At 68.3% G+C, this 16,594-nt stretch carries 17 protein-coding genes; 9 read left to right on the forward strand and 8 right to left on the reverse strand.

Annotation, left to right across the window (positions count from 1 at the left end; translation table 11 throughout):
• Positions 1-179: 179 nt before the first annotated feature.
• Positions 180-1,340 (reverse strand): 5-(carboxyamino)imidazole ribonucleotide synthase, encoded by a 1,161-nt coding sequence (locus tag ABQJ54_RS05160; protein WP_367853193.1) that lies wholly within the window; start codon positions 1,338-1,340, stop codon positions 180-182.
• A complete protein-coding gene (gene purE / locus ABQJ54_RS05165) occupies positions 1,337-1,840 on the reverse strand; it encodes a 5-(carboxyamino)imidazole ribonucleotide mutase (protein ID WP_367853194.1) in 504 nt (167 codons plus the stop codon). The genes ABQJ54_RS05160 and purE overlap by 4 nt, the downstream gene beginning before the upstream one ends.
• 61 nt (positions 1,841-1,901) lie before the next feature.
• On the opposite strand from purE, the gene ABQJ54_RS05170 reads away from it, so the two are divergent.
• The 4 genes from ABQJ54_RS05170 (at position 1,902) to ABQJ54_RS05185 (ending at position 5,974) form a co-directional block, all read left to right on the forward strand.
• Positions 1,902-2,174, forward strand: a complete 273-nt coding sequence (locus ABQJ54_RS05170; protein WP_367853195.1) for a Trm112 family protein — start codon at positions 1,902-1,904, stop codon at positions 2,172-2,174.
• Between the two features lie 83 nt (positions 2,175-2,257).
• Positions 2,258-4,537: a DUF1631 domain-containing protein gene (locus ABQJ54_RS05175; protein WP_367853196.1), complete on the forward strand. Its 2,280-nt coding sequence runs from the start codon at positions 2,258-2,260 to the stop codon at positions 4,535-4,537.
• Complete coding sequence (gene nadC, locus ABQJ54_RS05180; RefSeq protein ID WP_367853197.1) at positions 4,534-5,403, forward strand: carboxylating nicotinate-nucleotide diphosphorylase; 870 nt, start codon at positions 4,534-4,536, stop codon at positions 5,401-5,403. The genes ABQJ54_RS05175 and nadC overlap by 4 nt, the downstream gene beginning before the upstream one ends.
• Positions 5,404-5,506: 103 nt before the next feature.
• Positions 5,507-5,974, forward strand: a complete 468-nt coding sequence (locus ABQJ54_RS05185; protein ID WP_367853198.1) for a DUF3301 domain-containing protein — start codon at positions 5,507-5,509, stop codon at positions 5,972-5,974.
• Positions 5,975-6,010: 36 nt separating this feature from the next.
• Here ABQJ54_RS05185 and ABQJ54_RS05190 read toward each other — a convergent pair whose 3' ends face one another.
• The 5 genes from ABQJ54_RS05190 to petA all read right to left on the reverse strand — a co-directional run bounded on the left by ABQJ54_RS05190 (position 6,011) and on the right by petA (position 9,795).
• Positions 6,011-6,454 (reverse strand): ClpXP protease specificity-enhancing factor, encoded by a 444-nt coding sequence (locus ABQJ54_RS05190; RefSeq protein WP_367853199.1) that lies wholly within the window; start codon positions 6,452-6,454, stop codon positions 6,011-6,013.
• Positions 6,454-7,077, reverse strand: a complete 624-nt coding sequence (locus ABQJ54_RS05195; protein WP_367853200.1) for a glutathione S-transferase N-terminal domain-containing protein — start codon at positions 7,075-7,077, stop codon at positions 6,454-6,456. The genes ABQJ54_RS05190 and ABQJ54_RS05195 overlap by 1 nt, the downstream gene beginning before the upstream one ends.
• Before the next feature lie 75 nt (positions 7,078-7,152).
• On the reverse strand, positions 7,153-7,884 hold the full coding sequence (locus ABQJ54_RS05200) for a cytochrome c1 (RefSeq protein ID WP_367853201.1): 732 nt from the start codon (positions 7,882-7,884) through the stop codon (positions 7,153-7,155).
• 13 nt (positions 7,885-7,897) lie between these two features.
• The gene (locus ABQJ54_RS05205) at positions 7,898-9,190 is read right to left on the reverse strand and encodes a cytochrome b (RefSeq protein ID WP_367853202.1); all 1,293 of its coding nucleotides are present in this window, start codon (positions 9,188-9,190) and stop codon (positions 7,898-7,900) included.
• Positions 9,190-9,795, reverse strand: coding sequence for a ubiquinol-cytochrome c reductase iron-sulfur subunit (petA, locus tag ABQJ54_RS05210; RefSeq protein ID WP_367853203.1), 606 nt, complete (start codon positions 9,793-9,795; stop codon positions 9,190-9,192). The genes ABQJ54_RS05205 and petA overlap by 1 nt, the downstream gene beginning before the upstream one ends.
• A 188-nt stretch (positions 9,796-9,983) precedes the next feature.
• Here petA and ABQJ54_RS05215 point away from each other — a divergent pair, with 188 nt between their 5' ends.
• Positions 9,984-11,153 (forward strand): S1C family serine protease, encoded by a 1,170-nt coding sequence (locus tag ABQJ54_RS05215; protein ID WP_367853204.1) that lies wholly within the window; start codon positions 9,984-9,986, stop codon positions 11,151-11,153.
• Between the two features lie 71 nt (positions 11,154-11,224).
• Here ABQJ54_RS05215 and ABQJ54_RS05220 read toward each other — a convergent pair whose 3' ends face one another.
• The gene (locus ABQJ54_RS05220; protein WP_367853205.1) at positions 11,225-12,331 is read right to left on the reverse strand and encodes a lytic transglycosylase domain-containing protein; all 1,107 of its coding nucleotides are present in this window, start codon (positions 12,329-12,331) and stop codon (positions 11,225-11,227) included.
• Positions 12,332-12,522: 191 nt separating this feature from the next.
• Between ABQJ54_RS05220 and miaB the strand changes: the two genes are divergently transcribed.
• The 4 genes from miaB to ABQJ54_RS05240 all read left to right on the forward strand — a co-directional run bounded on the left by miaB (position 12,523) and on the right by ABQJ54_RS05240 (position 16,544).
• On the forward strand, positions 12,523-13,881 hold the full coding sequence (miaB, locus tag ABQJ54_RS05225; protein WP_367853206.1) for a tRNA (N6-isopentenyl adenosine(37)-C2)-methylthiotransferase MiaB: 1,359 nt from the start codon (positions 12,523-12,525) through the stop codon (positions 13,879-13,881).
• Positions 13,882-14,013: 132 nt separating this feature from the next.
• Complete coding sequence (locus tag ABQJ54_RS05230) at positions 14,014-14,997, forward strand: PhoH family protein (protein WP_367853207.1); 984 nt, start codon at positions 14,014-14,016, stop codon at positions 14,995-14,997.
• The gene (gene ybeY / locus ABQJ54_RS05235; RefSeq protein ID WP_367853208.1) at positions 14,994-15,515 is read left to right on the forward strand and encodes an rRNA maturation RNase YbeY; all 522 of its coding nucleotides are present in this window, start codon (positions 14,994-14,996) and stop codon (positions 15,513-15,515) included. Before ABQJ54_RS05230 ends, ybeY begins: the two co-directional genes overlap by 4 nt.
• A 180-nt stretch (positions 15,516-15,695) precedes the next feature.
• Positions 15,696-16,544, forward strand: a complete 849-nt coding sequence (locus tag ABQJ54_RS05240; protein WP_367853209.1) for a CorC family transporter — start codon at positions 15,696-15,698, stop codon at positions 16,542-16,544.
• The last annotated feature ends 50 nt before the right edge of the window (positions 16,545-16,594 follow it).

Genomic DNA, 16,594 nt, shown 5'->3' on the forward strand with positions numbered 1-16,594 from the left:
AAAGCCGCGGTCCTCCGCGGCTTTTTCGTATCCATGCATCGAGAGCAGGAGCGCCTTGCCTGATGCCGGAAAAGGGCTCCTGCCCTTTTCCGGCTCGCTTGGCTCGCGTTGCGAGCCAAGCTCCGCCGAATCAGGCCCGCAGGGCCTGATTCGCGTGCGCCCATCCATGGGCGCATACCTCACCCGCGGCGCAGCGCTTCCACCGTCGGCGCCACCTGCGCTTCGCGACCCAGCGCCTTGCCCAGCGCTTCCAGCCGCTGTGCCAGCGTCGCCGCATCCGGCGCGCAAACCGTGGCATGCCCCACCTTGCGCCCGGCGCGCGCCGGCTTGCCGTAGTCGTGCCAGTGCGCATCGACCCCGCGCAGCACCGGCGCCGGGCCGGGCAGCTCGCCGATCCAGTTGAACATCGCCGACAGTCCGCGCGCGCCGGTGTCGCCCAGCGGCAGGCCGAGCACGGCGCGCACGTGGTTCTCGAACTGGCTGGTGTGCGCGCCCTCGATGGTCCAGTGGCCGGAGTTGTGCACGCGCGGCGCCATCTCGTTGCCCAGCAATTCGCCCTCCTGCACGAACAGCTCCAGCGCGAACACGCCCACATAGTCCAGCCGTTCGGCCAGCGTACGCGCCAACTCGGTGGCACGCGGCTGCAACGTGTCGATGTCGGGCGCCGGCGCCAGGCTCATCGACAACACGCCGTCCACGTGCCAGTTGCGGGTCAGCGGCCAGGTGCGGAAATCGCCGCCGCGGCCGCGCACGGCCAGCACCGACAGCTCGCGCTGGAACGGCACGAAGGCTTCCAGGATCAGGCCGTGCTTCGCGGCCTGCGCGCCCAGCGCGGCCCAGGCCGCATCGGCATCGGCCATCGTCTTCAGGCGGAACTGGCCCTTGCCGTCGTAGCCGAGCCGGCGCGTCTTGAGGATCGCCGGCGCCCCCACCACGGCCAGTGCGCGATCGAGGCCGGCGCGGTCGTCCACCGCCATGAACTCGGGCGTCGCCAGCCCGCATTCGCGGAACAGGGTCTTCTCGGCGAGGCGGTCCTGCGCCACCGCCAGCGCCCGCGGGTTCGGGAACACCGCCACGCGCTCGGCCAGCCACTGCGCGGTCTCGGCCGGCACGTTCTCGAAATCGAAGGTGACCACGTCGACCTTGCGCGCGAAATCTTCCAGCGCGGCGTAGTCGGTCCAGTCGGCCTTGACCAGCGGCGCCACCTGGCCGGCGCAGGCGTCGGCGGCACTGTCCACCACCAGGGCATTCACGCCCAGCGGCGCGGCCGCCAGCGCCAGCATGCGCGCCAGCTGGCCGCCGCCCAGGATGCCGAGCACCGGTTGCCGCGAGGCGCTCATACGCGCGGGTCCGGCTGGTCGAGCACGGCCTGGGTCTGTTTCGCCCGCCAGTGTTCCAGTGCCTGGGCCACGCGGGGGTCGTGCAGTGCCAGTACCGCCGCCGCGAGCAAGCCGGCATTCACCGCGCCGGCCCGGCCGATCGCCAACGTGCCCACCGGGATGCCGGCCGGCATCTGCGCGATCGAAAGCAGGGAATCCATGCCGTTCAGGGCCCTGGATTGCACCGGCACCCCGAACACCGGCAACCGGGTCTTGGCCGCCAGCATGCCCGGCAGATGGGCGGCCCCGCCGGCGCCGGCGACGATCACCTGGATGCCGCGCCCGACCGCCTGTTCGGCGTAGCGGAACAACAGGTCCGGCGTGCGGTGGGCGGACACTACCTGCACCTCGTGCGGCACGCCCAGTTCGGTCAGCACCCCGGCAGCATGCTCCATGGTTTCCCAGTCCGAACGCGACCCCATTACCACGCCCACCCGTGGCGTTTCCGTCGTTGCTGTCATGGTCCGACCGCCCAAAAGTGGTTATTGTACGGGCTTTCCGGACCCGCAACGATTTCACTCCATGGACAAGCGCCTGCTCGACATCCTGTGCTGCCCGGTGAACAAGACGCCGGTGCGCCTGCTGAGTCGCGCCGAGATGGATGCACTCAATGGCGCCATCACGGCCGGCGGCGTGGTCACGACGGCCGGCAATCCCGTACGCGAACGCATTGATGAAGGCCTGATCACCACCGACCGCAAGCTGATCTACCGTGTCGATGACGGCATCCCCGTGATGCTGCCCGAGGAAGGCATCGGCGCGACCCAGTTGAACGATTTCCCGACTGCTCCCTGACCCCCACGCCCCGAACCCTCGCCGACGGATCGGCGATTCGCCCGCAGGACGCCGCAGCGCCAACGACAATCTCCGGTGTGGCCATGAACGAAGCCTTCGAACCACCCAAGATCGTGCCCCTGGCCCCACGCCTCGACACCACGGGCGAGCGCGTGGGCGAGCTGCTCAACGCCGTGCGCGGCATCGCCGGCAAGCGCCTGCAGCAATGCCTGGGCAACCTGTTCGAGCACGTGGACGACGCGCTGTTCGACCTCGCCGAGAAGGCCGAGAACAACGCCACCCAGACGCACTATTTCGACGGCATGCGCGAGGTGCGCAAGCGCCGTCCGGCGATCGAACGCAGCTTCCTCGCCACGGTCAACCGGGAACTGGGCGTGCTGACCGGGCGCGCCGCACCGACTGCCTCGGCGCCTGCGCCGGCGATGGCCGAACTGTCGCTGGTGGCCGATGCCGAGCTGGAGGAATCGCTGGCGATCACCAGCATGAGCAGCAAGCACGAGAGCCGGCTGGCGCGCGACCTGTTCGCCATCAACCAGCGCCTCTCGGTGATCTGCGGCGGCCGCAAGATCGACGAAGCCGGCAATCCGGTCGCTCCGGCGGCGTTGTCGCAAGCCTTCCGCCAGGCACTGAAGGAGCTGGGCGCGGACATGCGCGTCAAGCTGCTCATCTACAAGCTGTTCGATCGCTACGTGCTTTCCACGCTGGAAGACCTGTACGCCGAGGCCAATGCCGAGCTGGCCCGCGCCGGCGTGCTGCCGCAGCTGCGCCCGGTGGCACCACGCGGTGCCGGCGCCGCCCACGGCAGCACCCAGGCGGTGGCACAGGCCGGTGGCGCCGCCGCGGCCGGCGCAGGAATGGACGAACTCGCCGATCCCGCTGCGACCGAACTGCTGCAGACCTTGCATAGCCTTTTCGTTGCACGGCGTGGCAACAGCCCGGCCCCGCTCCCACGAGCCGGCGATGCCGGTGGTCCGCCTCCCTCCACCAACGAGCTGCTCGGCGCCCTCAGCCTGTTGCAGACCCAGCTGGCGGCCGGTGCCATGCCCGCCGCCCCGTCCATGGCCGCCTCGGTCGGCAGCCTCGAGCGCGACATGGTGACACAGCTCAAGGAGCAGCTGCTGGGCCAGCTTGGCGCGTTGCGCGGCGCCCGCCCCAGTCACGTCACCAGCATCGACGAGGACACCATCGATCTGGTCGGCATGCTGTTCGAGTTCATCCTCGACGACCAGACCCTGCCGGCCGAGATGCAAGTGATGCTGGCGCGGCTGCAGATCCCCTACCTCAAGGCGGCGATCCTCGACCGCAAGCTGTTCGCCCACCGCCAGCACCCGGCACGCCGCCTGCTCGACGCCTTGGCCGAGCAGGCCAAGGGCTGGTCGCCGGAATCCGACCGCGACGGTCGCCTGCACGACAAGGTCAAGAACATCGTCGACCTGCTGCTGCACGAGTTCGACGACGATCTCGGCATCTTCGAACGCCTGCTGCTGGACCTGCAGCAGTTCCACGAGCTCAACCGGCGCCGCTCCGAACTGGCCGAGCAGCGCGTGGCCGAATCCACCCGCGGCCGCGAAAAGCTGGAGCAGGCGCGCCGCCGCGCCGCCCGCGAAATCGTCGACCGCATCGACGGTCGCAAGCTGCCGCCGCTGGTGCACGAGGTCCTCGCGCGCGCCTGGGCCAACCACCTGGTGCTGGTGCTGCTGCGCCAGGGCGAGGATTCGGCCGAGTTCCACGATGGGCTGCGTTTCGTGGACGACTTCATCGTCAGCACGCGGCCGGTGCAGGACACCGCCGCGCGCCAGCAGTTGCGCCACCTGCTGCCCGGCATCGAGCGCTCACTGCGCCAGGGCCTGGCCAACGTGGCCTTCCAGCCGCAGGACATCGAGCGCCTGCTGGCACAGCTGCGCGACTGGTACGGTCAGCAACTGGGCGAACCGGCGCGCGATGCTGCGCCGGCCGCCAGCGCCGTCGCCGCGATACCGGAAAGCATCCTGCCCATCGTCGAGCAGCATGCCGAGGAAGCGGACGAGCTGCCTGGAGAGAGCGTGCCCGTCGCCACCGACAGCGCCGAGTGGCAGCAGGTGGAGGCGCTGCAGCCCGGTATCTGGCTGGAATTCCAGCTGCCCGACGAGCCGATGGTGCGCGCCAAGCTGTCGTGGATCAGCCCGATGAGCGGCCGCTATCTGTTCGTCAACCGGCGCGGCCTGAAGGTAGCCGACTATGCGCCGCAGGAACTGGCCGTGCTGCTGGCCGGCGGCCATGCCCAGGTGCTGGCCACCAGTGCGCTGTTCGATCGCGCGATGAGCGCCATCGTCAGCCGCCTGCGCCAGCCCGGCACAGCCGATCCCAACGCAGACATCGAATGAATTCCAGGCTCCCGTTCGACCCGCCGGATACCGAACTGATTGCCGGCGATGTGGAACGCGCCTTTGCCGAGGATCTCGGCAACGGTGACGCCACCGCCGAACTGCTGCCGGCCGGCGCCGTGGCCGAGGCCGTGCTCACCTGCCGCGACGACGCGGTGATCGCCGGCGCGCCGTGGTTCGATGCCTGCTTCCGCCGCATGGACCCGGCCGTACGCATAGCCTGGCAGGTGCGCGACGGCGAACGCGTGGCGCCCGGCACGGTGATCTGCCGGCTGGCCGGCCATGCCCGCTCGCTGGTGAGCGCCGAACGCTCGGCGCTGAACTTCCTGCAGCTGCTGTCCGCCACCGCCACCGCCGCAGCCACCTACGTGGCCGCGGTGGCCGGCACCGGCACGCGCGTGCTCGACACCCGCAAGACCTTGCCTGGTCTGCGCCTGGCGCAGAAGTACGCGGTGCGCTGCGGCGGTGGCCACAATCACCGCATCGGCCTGTACGACGCGATCCTGGTCAAGGAGAACCACATCATCGCCGCCGGCGGCATCGCGCCAGCGGTGGCGGCGGCACGCCGCCTGCATCCCGCCCTGCTGCTCGAGGTCGAGGTGGAGAACCTCGACGAGCTGCAGCAGGCACTCGCCGCTGGCGTGGACCGCATCATGCTCGACAATTTCGACGTGCCGCTGATGCGCGAGGCCGTGCAGCTCACCGCCGGACGCGTGCCGCTGGAGGTGTCTGGCAATGTCGACCTCGGCACCATCGGCGAGTACGCCCGCACCGGCGTCGACTACATCTCGGTGGGCGCATTGACCAAGCACGTCCACGCGGTCGATCTTTCGCTGCGCCTGCGCCTGGACCGGAGGTCTCCGTAGGAGCGGCTTCAGCCGCGATGTTCCTCATCCTGCAGCATGGCCATCGCGGCTGAAGCCGCTCCAACGGCTTGCGCACCGCTCACCCCGCCCACACACTGCGAGGATGGGCAACGTCAACGACCTCTTGGTACTGCTGGCGCTGATCGCGGTGATCGGGCTGTGGCTGAAGCTGAGCGCGGCGCGCGAACACGCGACCACCGAAGCACGGCTGCAGTGCGCGCGCTACGGCCTGCAGCTGCTGGACGAAACCGTGGGCCTGCGCGCGCTGCGCCTGCGTCGCGTGGCCGGCCGGCGCCGGCTGGAACGCTGCTACGGTTTCGAGGTGAGCATCGACGGCGCCGACCGCGAGCAGGGCTCGCTGTGGATGCGGGGCAGCATGCTGAGCGAACTGCGGCTGCCTACGGTGGTGCTCACCCCATCGGAATCCCTGGCACAGGACCGGATCGCCGACATGGAGCCGCGACACGCGCCGGCCGAGCCGGCGGCCGATCACCATGACGAACCCGCGCCCGGCGGCAACGTGATACCGCTGCGGCCGCGTCGGCGTTCCGGCGGCGATACGTTGCACTAGGGATAAGGACGAAGCGTATCGCGGCCAAAGCCGCTCCTACTTGATGACCCGCAGGAACGGGGCGCCGCGCTTCGGCTTGTCGTCGCCATTGCCACCCTGCCCGGGAGGCGGCTCGTCGGGCGCCGGCGGCGGTGGCGTGTCGCCACCCTCCTCCTCGGCCGGGAACATCATGCCCTGCCCGTTTTCCTGGGCGTACAACGCGAGCACCGAGCCGACGGGAATGCGCACCACGTGACTGACGCCGGAGAAGCGCGCGGAGAAACCGACCCAGTCGTTGCCCAGCTCCAGATTCGCCACCGCGCGCATCGCGATGTTCAGCACCACCTGGCCGTTCTTGATCACCTGCGGCGGCACGCGCACGCCCTCGCCGGTGGCGTCGATGAGGAGGTACGGGGTCAGGCCGTTGTCGCTGATCCAGTCGTAGATTGCCCGCAGCAGGTACGGGCGGTTGGAGGTCATCGGGTGGGTCACGTCACTCATCAGGGTCGCATGGCCTTTTCTTGCTCGGTCATGCTGCGCGCAAAACCCTGGCTGTGGAAGAGCCGCTCGCCATAGTCGACGATCGGCTTGCCCTCGCGGCCCAGGTCCACGCCCAGCCACGGCAGCCGCCACACCACCGGCGCCACCAGGCAGTCGGCCAGGCTCATTTCGGGATTGAGGAAGAACTTGGCAGCCTTGAACAGCGGCAGCGCGGCCAGCAGGTGGGCGCGCAGGCGCTTGCGCGCCGGCTCGGCGCTGCGGCCACCGGCGCGGATGGTGTCCACCTCGGCCAGCCAGTCCTTCTCGATGCGCACCGCGGCCACGCGCAGCCGTGCGCGGGAAAGCGGGTCGATCGGCATCAGCGGGGGATGCGGATAGCGCTCATCCAGGTACTCGCACACCACGCTGGCGTCGTACAGGGTAAGGTCGCGGTCGACCAGGGTCGGCGTGCTGCCGTAAGGGTTGAGATCGAGCAGGTCTTCCGGCGGCTTGCCCGGATCCACCAGCACCCGCTCGTAGCTGACGCCCTTGGCGGCCAGCACCAGACGGGCACGGTGACACTGGATGTCGTCGGCCGTGGTGTAGAGGGTGAGTGCGGTACGCGAGCGGGCGCTTGGAACCATGCGCGGTATTCCCTGTTGCGGTTGCACGGATGCGGCAGCCGGGGCCGCCGCATCCGATGGGTGTTTCTCCCGGAGTCAGTGGACGTCTTTCCAGTATTCCTTCTTGAGGAAGTAGGCCAGCAGGGTGAACAACGCCAGGAACAGCACCACCCAGACACCGTAATGGTGCCGCTGCAGGGCCGCCGGTTCCGAAACGTACTCCAGGAAATTCACCAGGTCACGCGTCGCCTGCTGGTACTGCGCCGGGGTCAGCTTACCGGGGTGGGCCAGTTCGAGCTTCTCCACCTCGTCGGTGCCGGGCTTCATCACCGCGGTCTGCTGGCCCTGCAGCTCCCACAGCGGGAACGGCATGGCCGCGTTCGGCAGGGTGGTGTTGTTCCAGCCGATCGGGCTCTTCGGATCGAGGTAGAAGGTATTGAGGTAGGTGTAGACCCAGTCGGCGGTCTTCGCACTCACTTCCAGCGACAGGTCCGGCGGATCCTTGCCGAACCACTTCGTCGCGTCCTCCGCCGGCATGTGCGAGATCACCGGGTCGTCGAACCTGGCGCCGGTGAAGTTGAGGTTCTGCATCACCTGCTGCTCGGTGAGCCCGAGATCGTCGGCGATGCGCGAGTAGCGCATGTACTTCAGCGAATGGCAGCCCACGCAGTAATTGAAGAACAGCCTGGCACCACGCTGCAGCGAAGCCTGGTCGCGCACGTTGGAGCCCGACGCCATCAGCTGCCCGTCGCCCTCGGCCCGTGCCGCCGGCTGGCCGGCGAGCAGCAGGCCCAGGGTCAGCGCGACCGCGGGAAGGATCCGTTTCATCAAGAGCGTCGGCTTAGTCATGCATCGTCACCCGATCCGGAACCGGCTTGGTCTTTTCCCAGCCGAAATGTGTGTAGGCCCACAGGAACGCGAAGAAGCCGAAGTAGATCAGCGTCATCAGGCGGCCGAACGCGTTCTCCCAGACCGTCAGGTCGACATTGCCGAACCAGGCCGGGATCACTTCCGCGGTGATGCCCGCGCCCACCGAGCCGAGGCCGAAGAACGCGATCACGAACAGCGCCAGCGCCACCTTGTAGCCGGTGCCGCGGTAGCGGATCGACTTGACCTTGCCGCGGTCGAGCCACGGCAGCAGGAACAGCACCGCGATCGCGCCGAACATCGCCAGCACGCCCCACACGGCGGTGCCGGCGAACGACGGGATCATGCGCACGATCGCGTAGAACGGGGTGAAGTACCACACCGGCTTGATCTCCGCCGGAGTGACCAGGTTGTTCGCGGCGATCGAGTTGTCGTGCTCGAGGAACCAGCCGCCGAAGGTCGGTGCGAAGAAGATGATGAAGGCCGCCACGATCAGGAAGAAGCCCACCCCGGCCAGGTCCTTCACCGTGTAGTACGGGTGGAACGGGATGCCGTCGGCCGGTGCGTTCGGGCTCCAGCGGTTGCCCTTCGGGCCATGCTTGACGTCGACACCGTCGGGGTTGTTCGAACCCACCTCGTGCAGCGCGGCCAAGTGCAGCACCACCAGCAACAGCAGCACGATCGGCAACGCGATCACGTGCAGCGCGAAGAAGCGGTTCAGCGTGGCGTCGGCGGGCAGGTAGTCGCCCATGATCCACTCGACCAGGTGGCTGCCGATCACCGGGATGGTGCCGAACAGCGACACGATCACCTTGGCGCCCCAGAACGACATGTTGCCCCACGGCAGCACGTAGCCCATGAAGGCCTCGGCCATCAGCACCAGGAAGATCAGCATGCCGAGCAGCCAGACCAGCTCGCGCGGCTTCTTGTACGAGCCGTACATGATGCCGCGGAACATGTGCAGGAACACCACCACGAAGAACAGCGATGCGCCGGTGGAATGCATGTAGCGGATCAGCCAGCCCCACTCCACGTCGCGCATGATGTACTGCACCGAGTCGAAGGCGCCGGCCGCGCTCGGGTTGTAGTTCATCGTGAGGAAGATGCCGGTGACGATCTGGTTGACCAGAACCAGCAGCGCCAGCGAGCCGAAGTAGTACCAGAGGTTGAAGTTCTTCGGCGCGTAATACTCGGTCATGTGCTTGCGGTACACGGGCGCAAGGCCCGGCGCGCGCTCGTCGAACCAGCGAGTGAATGCGTTCGCCATCACGCGGCCCCCTTCGGATCCACGCCGATCTGCACGGTCGTGTCGTCAATGAAGTGATACGGCGGGATCTGCATGTTCTTCGGCGCCGGCACACCCTGGTACACGCGGCCGGCCATGTCGTAGCGCGAGTGGTGGCAGGGACAGTAGTAGCCGCCCTGCCAGTTCGGGTCGAACGGCTCGGGCTTCATCTCGCCCACGTAGTTCGGCACGCAGCCCAGGTGGGTGCAGATGCCGACCATCACCAGCCATTCGGGCTTGATCGAGCGCGTCTCGTTCTGTGCGTACTTCGGTTGCTGGGCGGCGGAGGCGCCATCGGACTTGGGGTCGACGAGGCGCGGATCCTGCTTCGGCAGGGCCGCCAGCTGCGCCGGCGTGCGGTTGACGATGAATACCGGCAGGCTGCGCCAGCCGACGATCAACTGCTGGCCGGGTTCGATCTTCTTGAGGGATTGGGTGACCGGTGCTCCGGCGGCCTTGGCTCGCGCGCTGGGTTCCCACGACTTGATGAAGGGCACGGCCGCCGAGACGATTCCCACGCCGCCGACCACTGACGTGGCGGCTGTGAGAAACCGGCGGCGGCCATGATCGACGACTTCGTTCGCCATCAGGCTCTCCGGTACTTGATGCGTCAGGAAGGGCTCTCGCCCCATCAATGATTTGGAACCCCTAAAAATCGCGTTAGTCTAGCGTCAGCCCCTGCACCGTACAATAAAAGTGCCGCGGCGTATCGACGCTCCCTGCCGTCGCCAGCCTACCCTACCGTCCGCCCGCCCGTCACGGATTGCAGCACGACATGAAACATGCCGCCGGCACGCTCGCCTTCCTCGCCCGCTGTGTCGTCATCGGCCTCGCGGCGGCGTTCGTGATCGGCCTGTTCTGGCCAGGCAGCGGCGAGCGCCTGCGCGTGCGGCTGGGGCTGCCCGCCACGCCGGACGCGAGCGCGCCGGGCATCGCCGCGCCGGCCTCCTATGCCGGGGCGGTCGCCGTCGCGGCACCATCGGTGGTGAACATCTACGCCAACAAGATCGTCAACGAGCGGGCGATCAAGATGTACGACAACCCCATCCTGCAGCAACTGCTCGGCGGCACCCTCACCACCTATGCGCGCCGCGAGCAGACCCTGGGCTCGGGCGTGATCGTCAGCGCGCAGGGCTACGTACTCACCAACTACCACGTGATCGCGCACGCCACCGACATCCAGGTGCTGCTGTACGACGGCCGCGTGGCCAAGGCCACCGTGGTCGGCTCGGACGAGGAGACCGACCTCGCCGTGCTGAAGATCGACGCCGGCAACCTGCCGGTGATCCGGCTCGCCGAACAGAAGCCTCGCCCCGGCGACGTGGTGTTGGCGATCGGCAACCCGCTGGGCCTCAACCAGACCGTGACGATGGGCATCGTCAGCGCGGTGGGCCGCCAGTTGAACGGATCCAGCGCCGAGGACTTCATCCAGACCGACGCGGCGATCAACCTCGGCAACTCCGGCGGCGCGCTGGTCAACGCCGACGGCAGGCTGGTGGGCATCAATACCCTGCTGATCGGCAAGGCCGCCAACGCCGAGGGCATCGGCTTCGCGATCCCGGCGGGCACCGCCAAGAAGGTGCTTGACCAGATCGTCGCCACCGGCCACGTGGTGCGCGGCTGGCTGGGCGCGGACTACACCTTCGTGCCGGTGGCCGCCAACAGCGGCCTGCCCGCGGCGGCGCGTGGCGCCCTGGTCACCGACGTGTATCCCGGCAGCCCTGCCGCGCAGGCCGGCATCCAGCCGCACGACATCCTGCTGCGCATCGGCGACGACGACATCCGCGATCCGTCCGACCTGCGCCGGCGCGAGTCGGCGATCAAGCCCGGCACCACGGTGGAACTCTCCGGCCTGCGCAACGGCAGCCCGTTCCACACCTCGGCCACGCTCACCGAGCGTCCGCCGATGAGCATGGAAGCCGCGACGCCCGAGAGCACCCCGTAGGAGCGGCTTCAGCCGCGATTCGTCTGCCGGTCGCGGCTGAATCCGCTCCTACGCCCCCGCATCACCCCGGTTCAACCCAACCCCGGCCTTACCGCCGCCAGTGGTGGATGCAACGCCGCCTCGTAGCGCTTGCGCAAGGTGTCCACGCGCTGCACGTAGACCTGGGTCTCCGCATACGGCGGCACACCGTTGTAGCGCTGCACCGCGCCGGGGCCGGCGTTGTAGGCCGCGGCGGCCAGGTGTTCGTTGCCGCCGAAGTCATGCAGCAGCAGACTCAGGTAGCGCGCGCCGCCGCGGATGTTCTGGCCGGTGTCGAACGCATCCAGCACGCCCATGTCGTTGGCGGTGCCCGGCATCAGCTGCATCAGCCCCTGCGCGCCCTTGAGCGACAGCGCACGCGGATTGAACGCACTCTCGGCGTGGATGATCGCGCGCAGGAAGGCCTCGTCCACGCCGTACTCCACGCTCGCCGAGCGGATCGCTTCGGCGTAGGCATCGAGGTTGAGTGGCACGCTGCCCCAATGGATGGTCGAGTGCAGGTTGCAGGCGAAGCAGGTGGCGATGTAGCTGAACAGCATTGTCGCCGCGTGCGCGTTGCGGCCGGCCGGCCGAATGTTGGTGTACTCCACGCCGCCATCGGCACGCACGATGCGGTACACCGCGCCACGCAGCACACGGTCGCCCGGCGCCGCGGCGGCGGGCATGTCGGGCAGCGCACCCGCGCCGCCGCTCGACTGCTGGTAAGTCCAGTGCCCGCGCAGGGCCGCCGGAACCACCGAGGCCGGCGGCAACGGGTCATCGGCCGGCGGCAGTTTCGCCGTGCTCAGCACGCTGCCGCGCACGGCTGTCAGCGAAGCCACGCCGGCATCGGCTTGCAGCCTGGTGCCCACCACCGCCCCCTGCACATGCTGCAGCGAGGCCCTGGACGCATGACGCGCCGGCGCGCCATAGCTGCCAAGCTTGCGGCAGGTGTGATAGCCCGCGGTACTGCCGGTGAATACCACCTCGCCCTGGGCGCCGCTGCAGCGATACAGATCACCCGCGTGCGCCATGGGCCACCACAGCACCCCCGCCAGCAGGACGCAGCCCAGTGCGATCCGCCGCGGGATCGTGCTGGATGACGGGGAGCCTGCAGCGAGCCGGCCGGCACTCCCCCTGTGGCGTACGGCGTCGGACATGGCCGCAGTGTGCCGCTGCAGGACTCCCGCGCCAAGAGCGATCGCGCCGTTTCGTGCGCTGTGTCCGCCCGTAAAACTCCCCCAAGTGCCTGATCCGTCAGGCCCGCTTGCTGGCAGCCGGCGACTGGCCGGCGTAAACTGCACGGTTCGGCGCCACCCGCCGCGCCCGAGCAACCACGGTACCCCGACCCATGAGCGGCAAGCCAGCTCCCCAAAAGCTCTTCATCAAGACCCACGGCTGCCAGATGAACGAGTACGACTCGGCCAAGATGGCCGACGTGCTCAAGGCGTCGCACGGCCTGGAGCTGACCCAGGACGAGTCCGAGGCGGACGTGATCCTGATCAACACCTGCTCGATCCGCGAGAAGGCGCAGGAGAAGGTGTTCAGCCAGCTCGGCCGCTGGAGGGAATTCAAGCAGGGCGGCAAGCCGGTGCTGATCGGCGTGGGCGGCTGCGTGGCCAGCCAGGAAGGCGAGGCCATCATCAAGCGCGCGCCGTTCGTGGACCTGGTGTTCGGCCCGCAGACCCTGCACCGCCTGCCCGAGCTGATCGAGGCGAACCGCGCCACGCACCAGCCGCAGGTGGACATCTCCTTCCCCGAGATCGAGAAGTTCGACAAGCTGCCCGAGCCGCGCGCCGAGGGTCCCACCGCCTTCGTCTCGATCATGGAAGGCTGCTCCAAGTACTGCAGCTACTGCGTGGTGCCCTATACCCGCGGCACCGAGATCAGCCGTCCGTTCGACGACGTGTTGGTGGAAGTGGCGCAGCTCGCCGGACAGGGCGTGCGCGAGGTGAATCTGCTGGGCCAGAACGTCAACGCCTACCGCGGCCCGATGCACGACGGCGGCATCGCCGACCTCGCCGTGCTGATCCACGCCATCGCGCAGATCGAGGGCATCGGCCGCATCCGCTTCACCACCTCGCATCCGCTGGAGTTCTCCGACTCGCTGGTCGAGGCCTACGCCAGCGTGCCCAAGCTCGCCAACTTCCTGCACCTGCCGGTGCAGGCCGGCTCGGACCGCATCCTCGCGGCGATGAAGCGCGGCTACACCGCGCTGGAGTTCAAGCAGAAGATCCGCAAGCTGCGCGCCGTGCGCCCGGACATCTGCATCAGCTCGGACTTCATCGTGGGCTTCCCCGGCGAGACCGACGAGGATTTCGGCAAGACCATGCAGCTGATCGAGGACGTGGGCTTCGACCAGAGCTTCTCCTTCATCTTTTCCGCACGCCCCGGCACCCCCGCGGCCAGCCTCGCCGATGACACGCCGATGGCGGTGAAGCACCAGCGGCTGGAGCGCCTGCAGGCCGCGATCAACGCCAAGGCGAAGGCCATCAACGAGGCGATGGTCGGCACCGTGCAGCGCGTGCTGGTGGAGAAGCCGAGCACCAAGAACCCGCATGAACTCGCCGGCCGCACCGAGAACATGCGCTACGTGAACTTCCCAGGCGACGCACGCATGATCGGCCGCTTCGTCGACGTGCTGATCACCGATGCCATGACCAACTCGCTGCGCGGGCGCGTGCATGCGCTGGCCGAAGAAGCAGCCTGAGCGTTACTCCCTCTCCCCTCCGGGGAGAGGGCCGGGGCGAGGGGCCAATCTGGCCACACGCCCCACAAGCTTTTCGCAAGACCATCCCCTCACCTCAATCCTCTCCCCGGAGGGGAGAGGAAGCCAAAAAGCATGACCCCAGGCCTCAACGAACGCGATTTCGCCCTCGATCCGGAAGACAACGCCCGGCTTGCCAGCCTGTGCGGGCCGTTCGACGAGCATTTGCGCCAGATCGAACTGCGCCTGGGCGTGGAGATCGACCACCGCGGCAACCTGTTCAAGGCGATCGGCGAGGAAGCCTCCGTGCGGACCACCGAGAAGGTGCTGCGCGCGCTGTACGCCGTCACCGAGAACGAAACCCTGAACGGCGCGAAGATCAACCTGCACCTGGCCGAGTCCGGCGTGGACGCACTGGCCGACGATGCGGGCGAAGGCGCGCAGGACGTCGCCATCAAGGTGAAGCGCGGCGTGATCAAGGGCCGCGGCCCCAACCAGGCGCGCTACCTGCACGCCATCGCGCGCCACGACATCAGCTTCGGCGTGGGTCCGGCCGGAACCGGCAAGACCTACCTCGCCGTCGCCAGCGCGGTGGAGGCGCTGGAAGCGAACCGCGTGCAGCGCCTGCTGCTGGTGCGTCCTGCCGTCGAGGCCGGCGAAAAGCTGGGCTTCCTGCCGGGCGATCTCACGCAGAAGGTCGACCCTTACCTGCGCCCGCTGTACGACGCGCTGTACGAGATGCTCGGCTTCGAGAAGGTGGCCAAGCTGATCGAGCGCAACGTGATCGAGATCGCCCCGCTGGCCTACATGCGCGGCCGCACGCTCAACGATTCCTACGTGATCCTCGACGAGGCGCAGAACACCACCGTCGAGCAGATGAAGATGTTCCTCACCCGCATCGGCTTCGGCTCGGTGGCGGTGATCACCGGCGACGTCAGCCAAGTCGACCTGCCGCGCAACGTGCGCTCCGGCCTGCGTCACGCAGTGGAGGTGCTGCGCGGCGTGGACGGCATCAGCTTCACCTTCTTCACCTCGCGCGACGTGGTGCGGCATCCGCTGGTGGCGAAGATCGTGCGCGCCTACGAGGCCTTCGAGCAGAAGGACGAGGACGCCAAATGAAGCGCGTAGGAGCGGCTTCAGCCGCGACCGGCACCCAATCGCGGCTGAAGCCGCTCCTACCGTCGAACACGACCGTCCACCTTGGCTACGCCGTGCCGCGCGCAGGCATTCCCTCGGCCGCGAGTTTCCGGCGCTGGGTGGAGGCTGCGCTGCGTGGCGCGAAGCGGCGCAAGCCGGCGGAACTGTCCATCCGCATCGTCGGCGCCGACGAGGGCCGCGCGCTCAACCGCGACTACCGCGGCAAGGACTACGCCACCAACGTGCTCTCCTTCGAGGCCGGGCTGCCGCCGGACCTCGAATTGCCGCTGATCGGCGACATGGTGATCTGCGCCCCCGTGGTGGCGCGCGAAGCCGCCGAACAAGGCAAGCGCGCGCGCGACCACTGGGCCCATCTCACCGTCCACGGCACCCTGCACCTGCTCGGCTACGACCACCTCGTGGAGGCGGAAGCCGAGGTGATGGAGGCGCTGGAGACGCGCATTCTCGCCGGGCTGGGCATCGCCGATCCCTACGCATGACCGCGCGCCGGCGCTCCCCACGCGCCGATGCCGTAGGAGCGGCTTCAGCCCGACCGGCTGGGGAATCGCGGCTGAAGCCGCTCCTACGCCGCTCCTACGCCGCTCCTACGCCCTGAATTGTCACGGATTTTCCGCTAGACTCGTGTTTCCGCCCGGCTCCGGGCAGTTGCACATCGAGTAATGAACGACGACCCCGGCAGTACCAGCGGCCCGGCCCATCGCACCTGGTGGGATCGACTGGGCCACCTGTTTTCCGGCGAGCCGCGCAATCGCGCGGAACTGATCGACGAGCTGCGCACCGCCCAGGTCAACGGCCTGCTCGGCGCCGACACCCTGCCCATGCTGGAAGGTGCCCTCAAGGTCACCGAGCTGAGCGTGGACGACGTGATGGTGCCGCGCGTGCAGATCGTGATGATCGCCGCCGACGCACCGCTCCAGGACATCCTCGCCGCCGTGGTCGAATCCGGCCATTCGCGCTTCCCCGTCCACGGCGAGGACAAGGACGACATCCTCGGCGTGCTGCTGGCCAAGGACCTGCTGAAGTTTTTCGGCAACGGCGCCGACTTCGACATCCGCGCGATCCTGCGTCCCGCGGTGCTGATCCCCGAATCGATGCGCCTCAACGTGCTGCTGGCCGAGTTCCGCCGCAGCCGCAACCACATGGCGACGGTGGTGGACGAATACGGCGGCGTAGCCGGCCTGATCACCATCGAGGACGTGCTGGAACAGATCGTCGGCGAGATCGACGACGAGCACGACGACGAGGAAGAGCCCGCACTGATCCACGCGCAGGCCGACGGCTCGTGGCTGATCAGCGCGCTCACCCCCATCGAGGATTTCAACGAGGAAGTGGGCGCGACATTCCCCGACGAGGAGTTCGACACCATCGGCGGCCTGATCACCGCCGAATTCGGCCACCTGCCCGAAGCGGGCGAGGAAGCCGGCGCCGGCGAATTCCTGTTCCATGTCACCGAGGCCGACGATCGCCGCGTGCAGCAATTCCGTGTGACGCGCCGCCGCGAAGCCTGACCCTGTAGGAGCGCACCCTGTGCGCGACTGCCCTGGCATCTGATCAAAGC

It is taken from the genome of Rhodanobacter lycopersici (assembly GCF_040812335.1).
Classification (GTDB): Bacteria; Pseudomonadota; Gammaproteobacteria; order Xanthomonadales; family Rhodanobacteraceae; genus Rhodanobacter_A; species Rhodanobacter_A lycopersici.

Excerpts from the sequence above, each read along its gene's own strand:
- ABQJ54_RS05220 (WP_367853205.1), bottom strand. The coding sequence starts at position 12,331 with ATGTCCGACGCCGTACGCCACAGGGGGAGTGCCGGCCGGCTCGCTGCA.
- ABQJ54_RS05175 (WP_367853196.1), top strand. The coding sequence starts at position 2,258 with ATGAACGAAGCCTTCGAACCACCCAAGATCGTGCCCCTGGCCCCACGC.
- ABQJ54_RS05215 (WP_367853204.1), top strand. The coding sequence starts at position 9,984 with ATGAAACATGCCGCCGGCACGCTCGCCTTCCTCGCCCGCTGTGTCGTC.
- ABQJ54_RS05185 (WP_367853198.1), top strand. The coding sequence starts at position 5,507 with ATGGGCAACGTCAACGACCTCTTGGTACTGCTGGCGCTGATCGCGGTG.
- ABQJ54_RS05230 (WP_367853207.1), top strand. The coding sequence starts at position 14,014 with ATGACCCCAGGCCTCAACGAACGCGATTTCGCCCTCGATCCGGAAGAC.
- ybeY (WP_367853208.1), top strand. The coding sequence starts at position 14,994 with ATGAAGCGCGTAGGAGCGGCTTCAGCCGCGACCGGCACCCAATCGCGG.
- nadC (WP_367853197.1), top strand. The coding sequence starts at position 4,534 with ATGAATTCCAGGCTCCCGTTCGACCCGCCGGATACCGAACTGATTGCC.
- petA (WP_367853203.1), bottom strand. The coding sequence starts at position 9,795 with ATGGCGAACGAAGTCGTCGATCATGGCCGCCGCCGGTTTCTCACAGCC.
- ABQJ54_RS05205 (WP_367853202.1), bottom strand. The coding sequence starts at position 9,190 with ATGGCGAACGCATTCACTCGCTGGTTCGACGAGCGCGCGCCGGGCCTT.
- ABQJ54_RS05195 (WP_367853200.1), bottom strand. The coding sequence starts at position 7,077 with ATGGTTCCAAGCGCCCGCTCGCGTACCGCACTCACCCTCTACACCACG.
- ABQJ54_RS05190 (WP_367853199.1), bottom strand. The coding sequence starts at position 6,454 with ATGAGTGACGTGACCCACCCGATGACCTCCAACCGCCCGTACCTGCTG.
- ABQJ54_RS05240 (WP_367853209.1), top strand. The coding sequence starts at position 15,696 with ATGAACGACGACCCCGGCAGTACCAGCGGCCCGGCCCATCGCACCTGG.
- purE (WP_367853194.1), bottom strand. The coding sequence starts at position 1,840 with ATGACAGCAACGACGGAAACGCCACGGGTGGGCGTGGTAATGGGGTCG.
- miaB (WP_367853206.1), top strand. The coding sequence starts at position 12,523 with ATGAGCGGCAAGCCAGCTCCCCAAAAGCTCTTCATCAAGACCCACGGC.
- ABQJ54_RS05170 (WP_367853195.1), top strand. The coding sequence starts at position 1,902 with ATGGACAAGCGCCTGCTCGACATCCTGTGCTGCCCGGTGAACAAGACG.
- ABQJ54_RS05200 (WP_367853201.1), bottom strand. The coding sequence starts at position 7,884 with ATGAAACGGATCCTTCCCGCGGTCGCGCTGACCCTGGGCCTGCTGCTC.
- ABQJ54_RS05160 (WP_367853193.1), bottom strand. The coding sequence starts at position 1,340 with ATGAGCGCCTCGCGGCAACCGGTGCTCGGCATCCTGGGCGGCGGCCAG.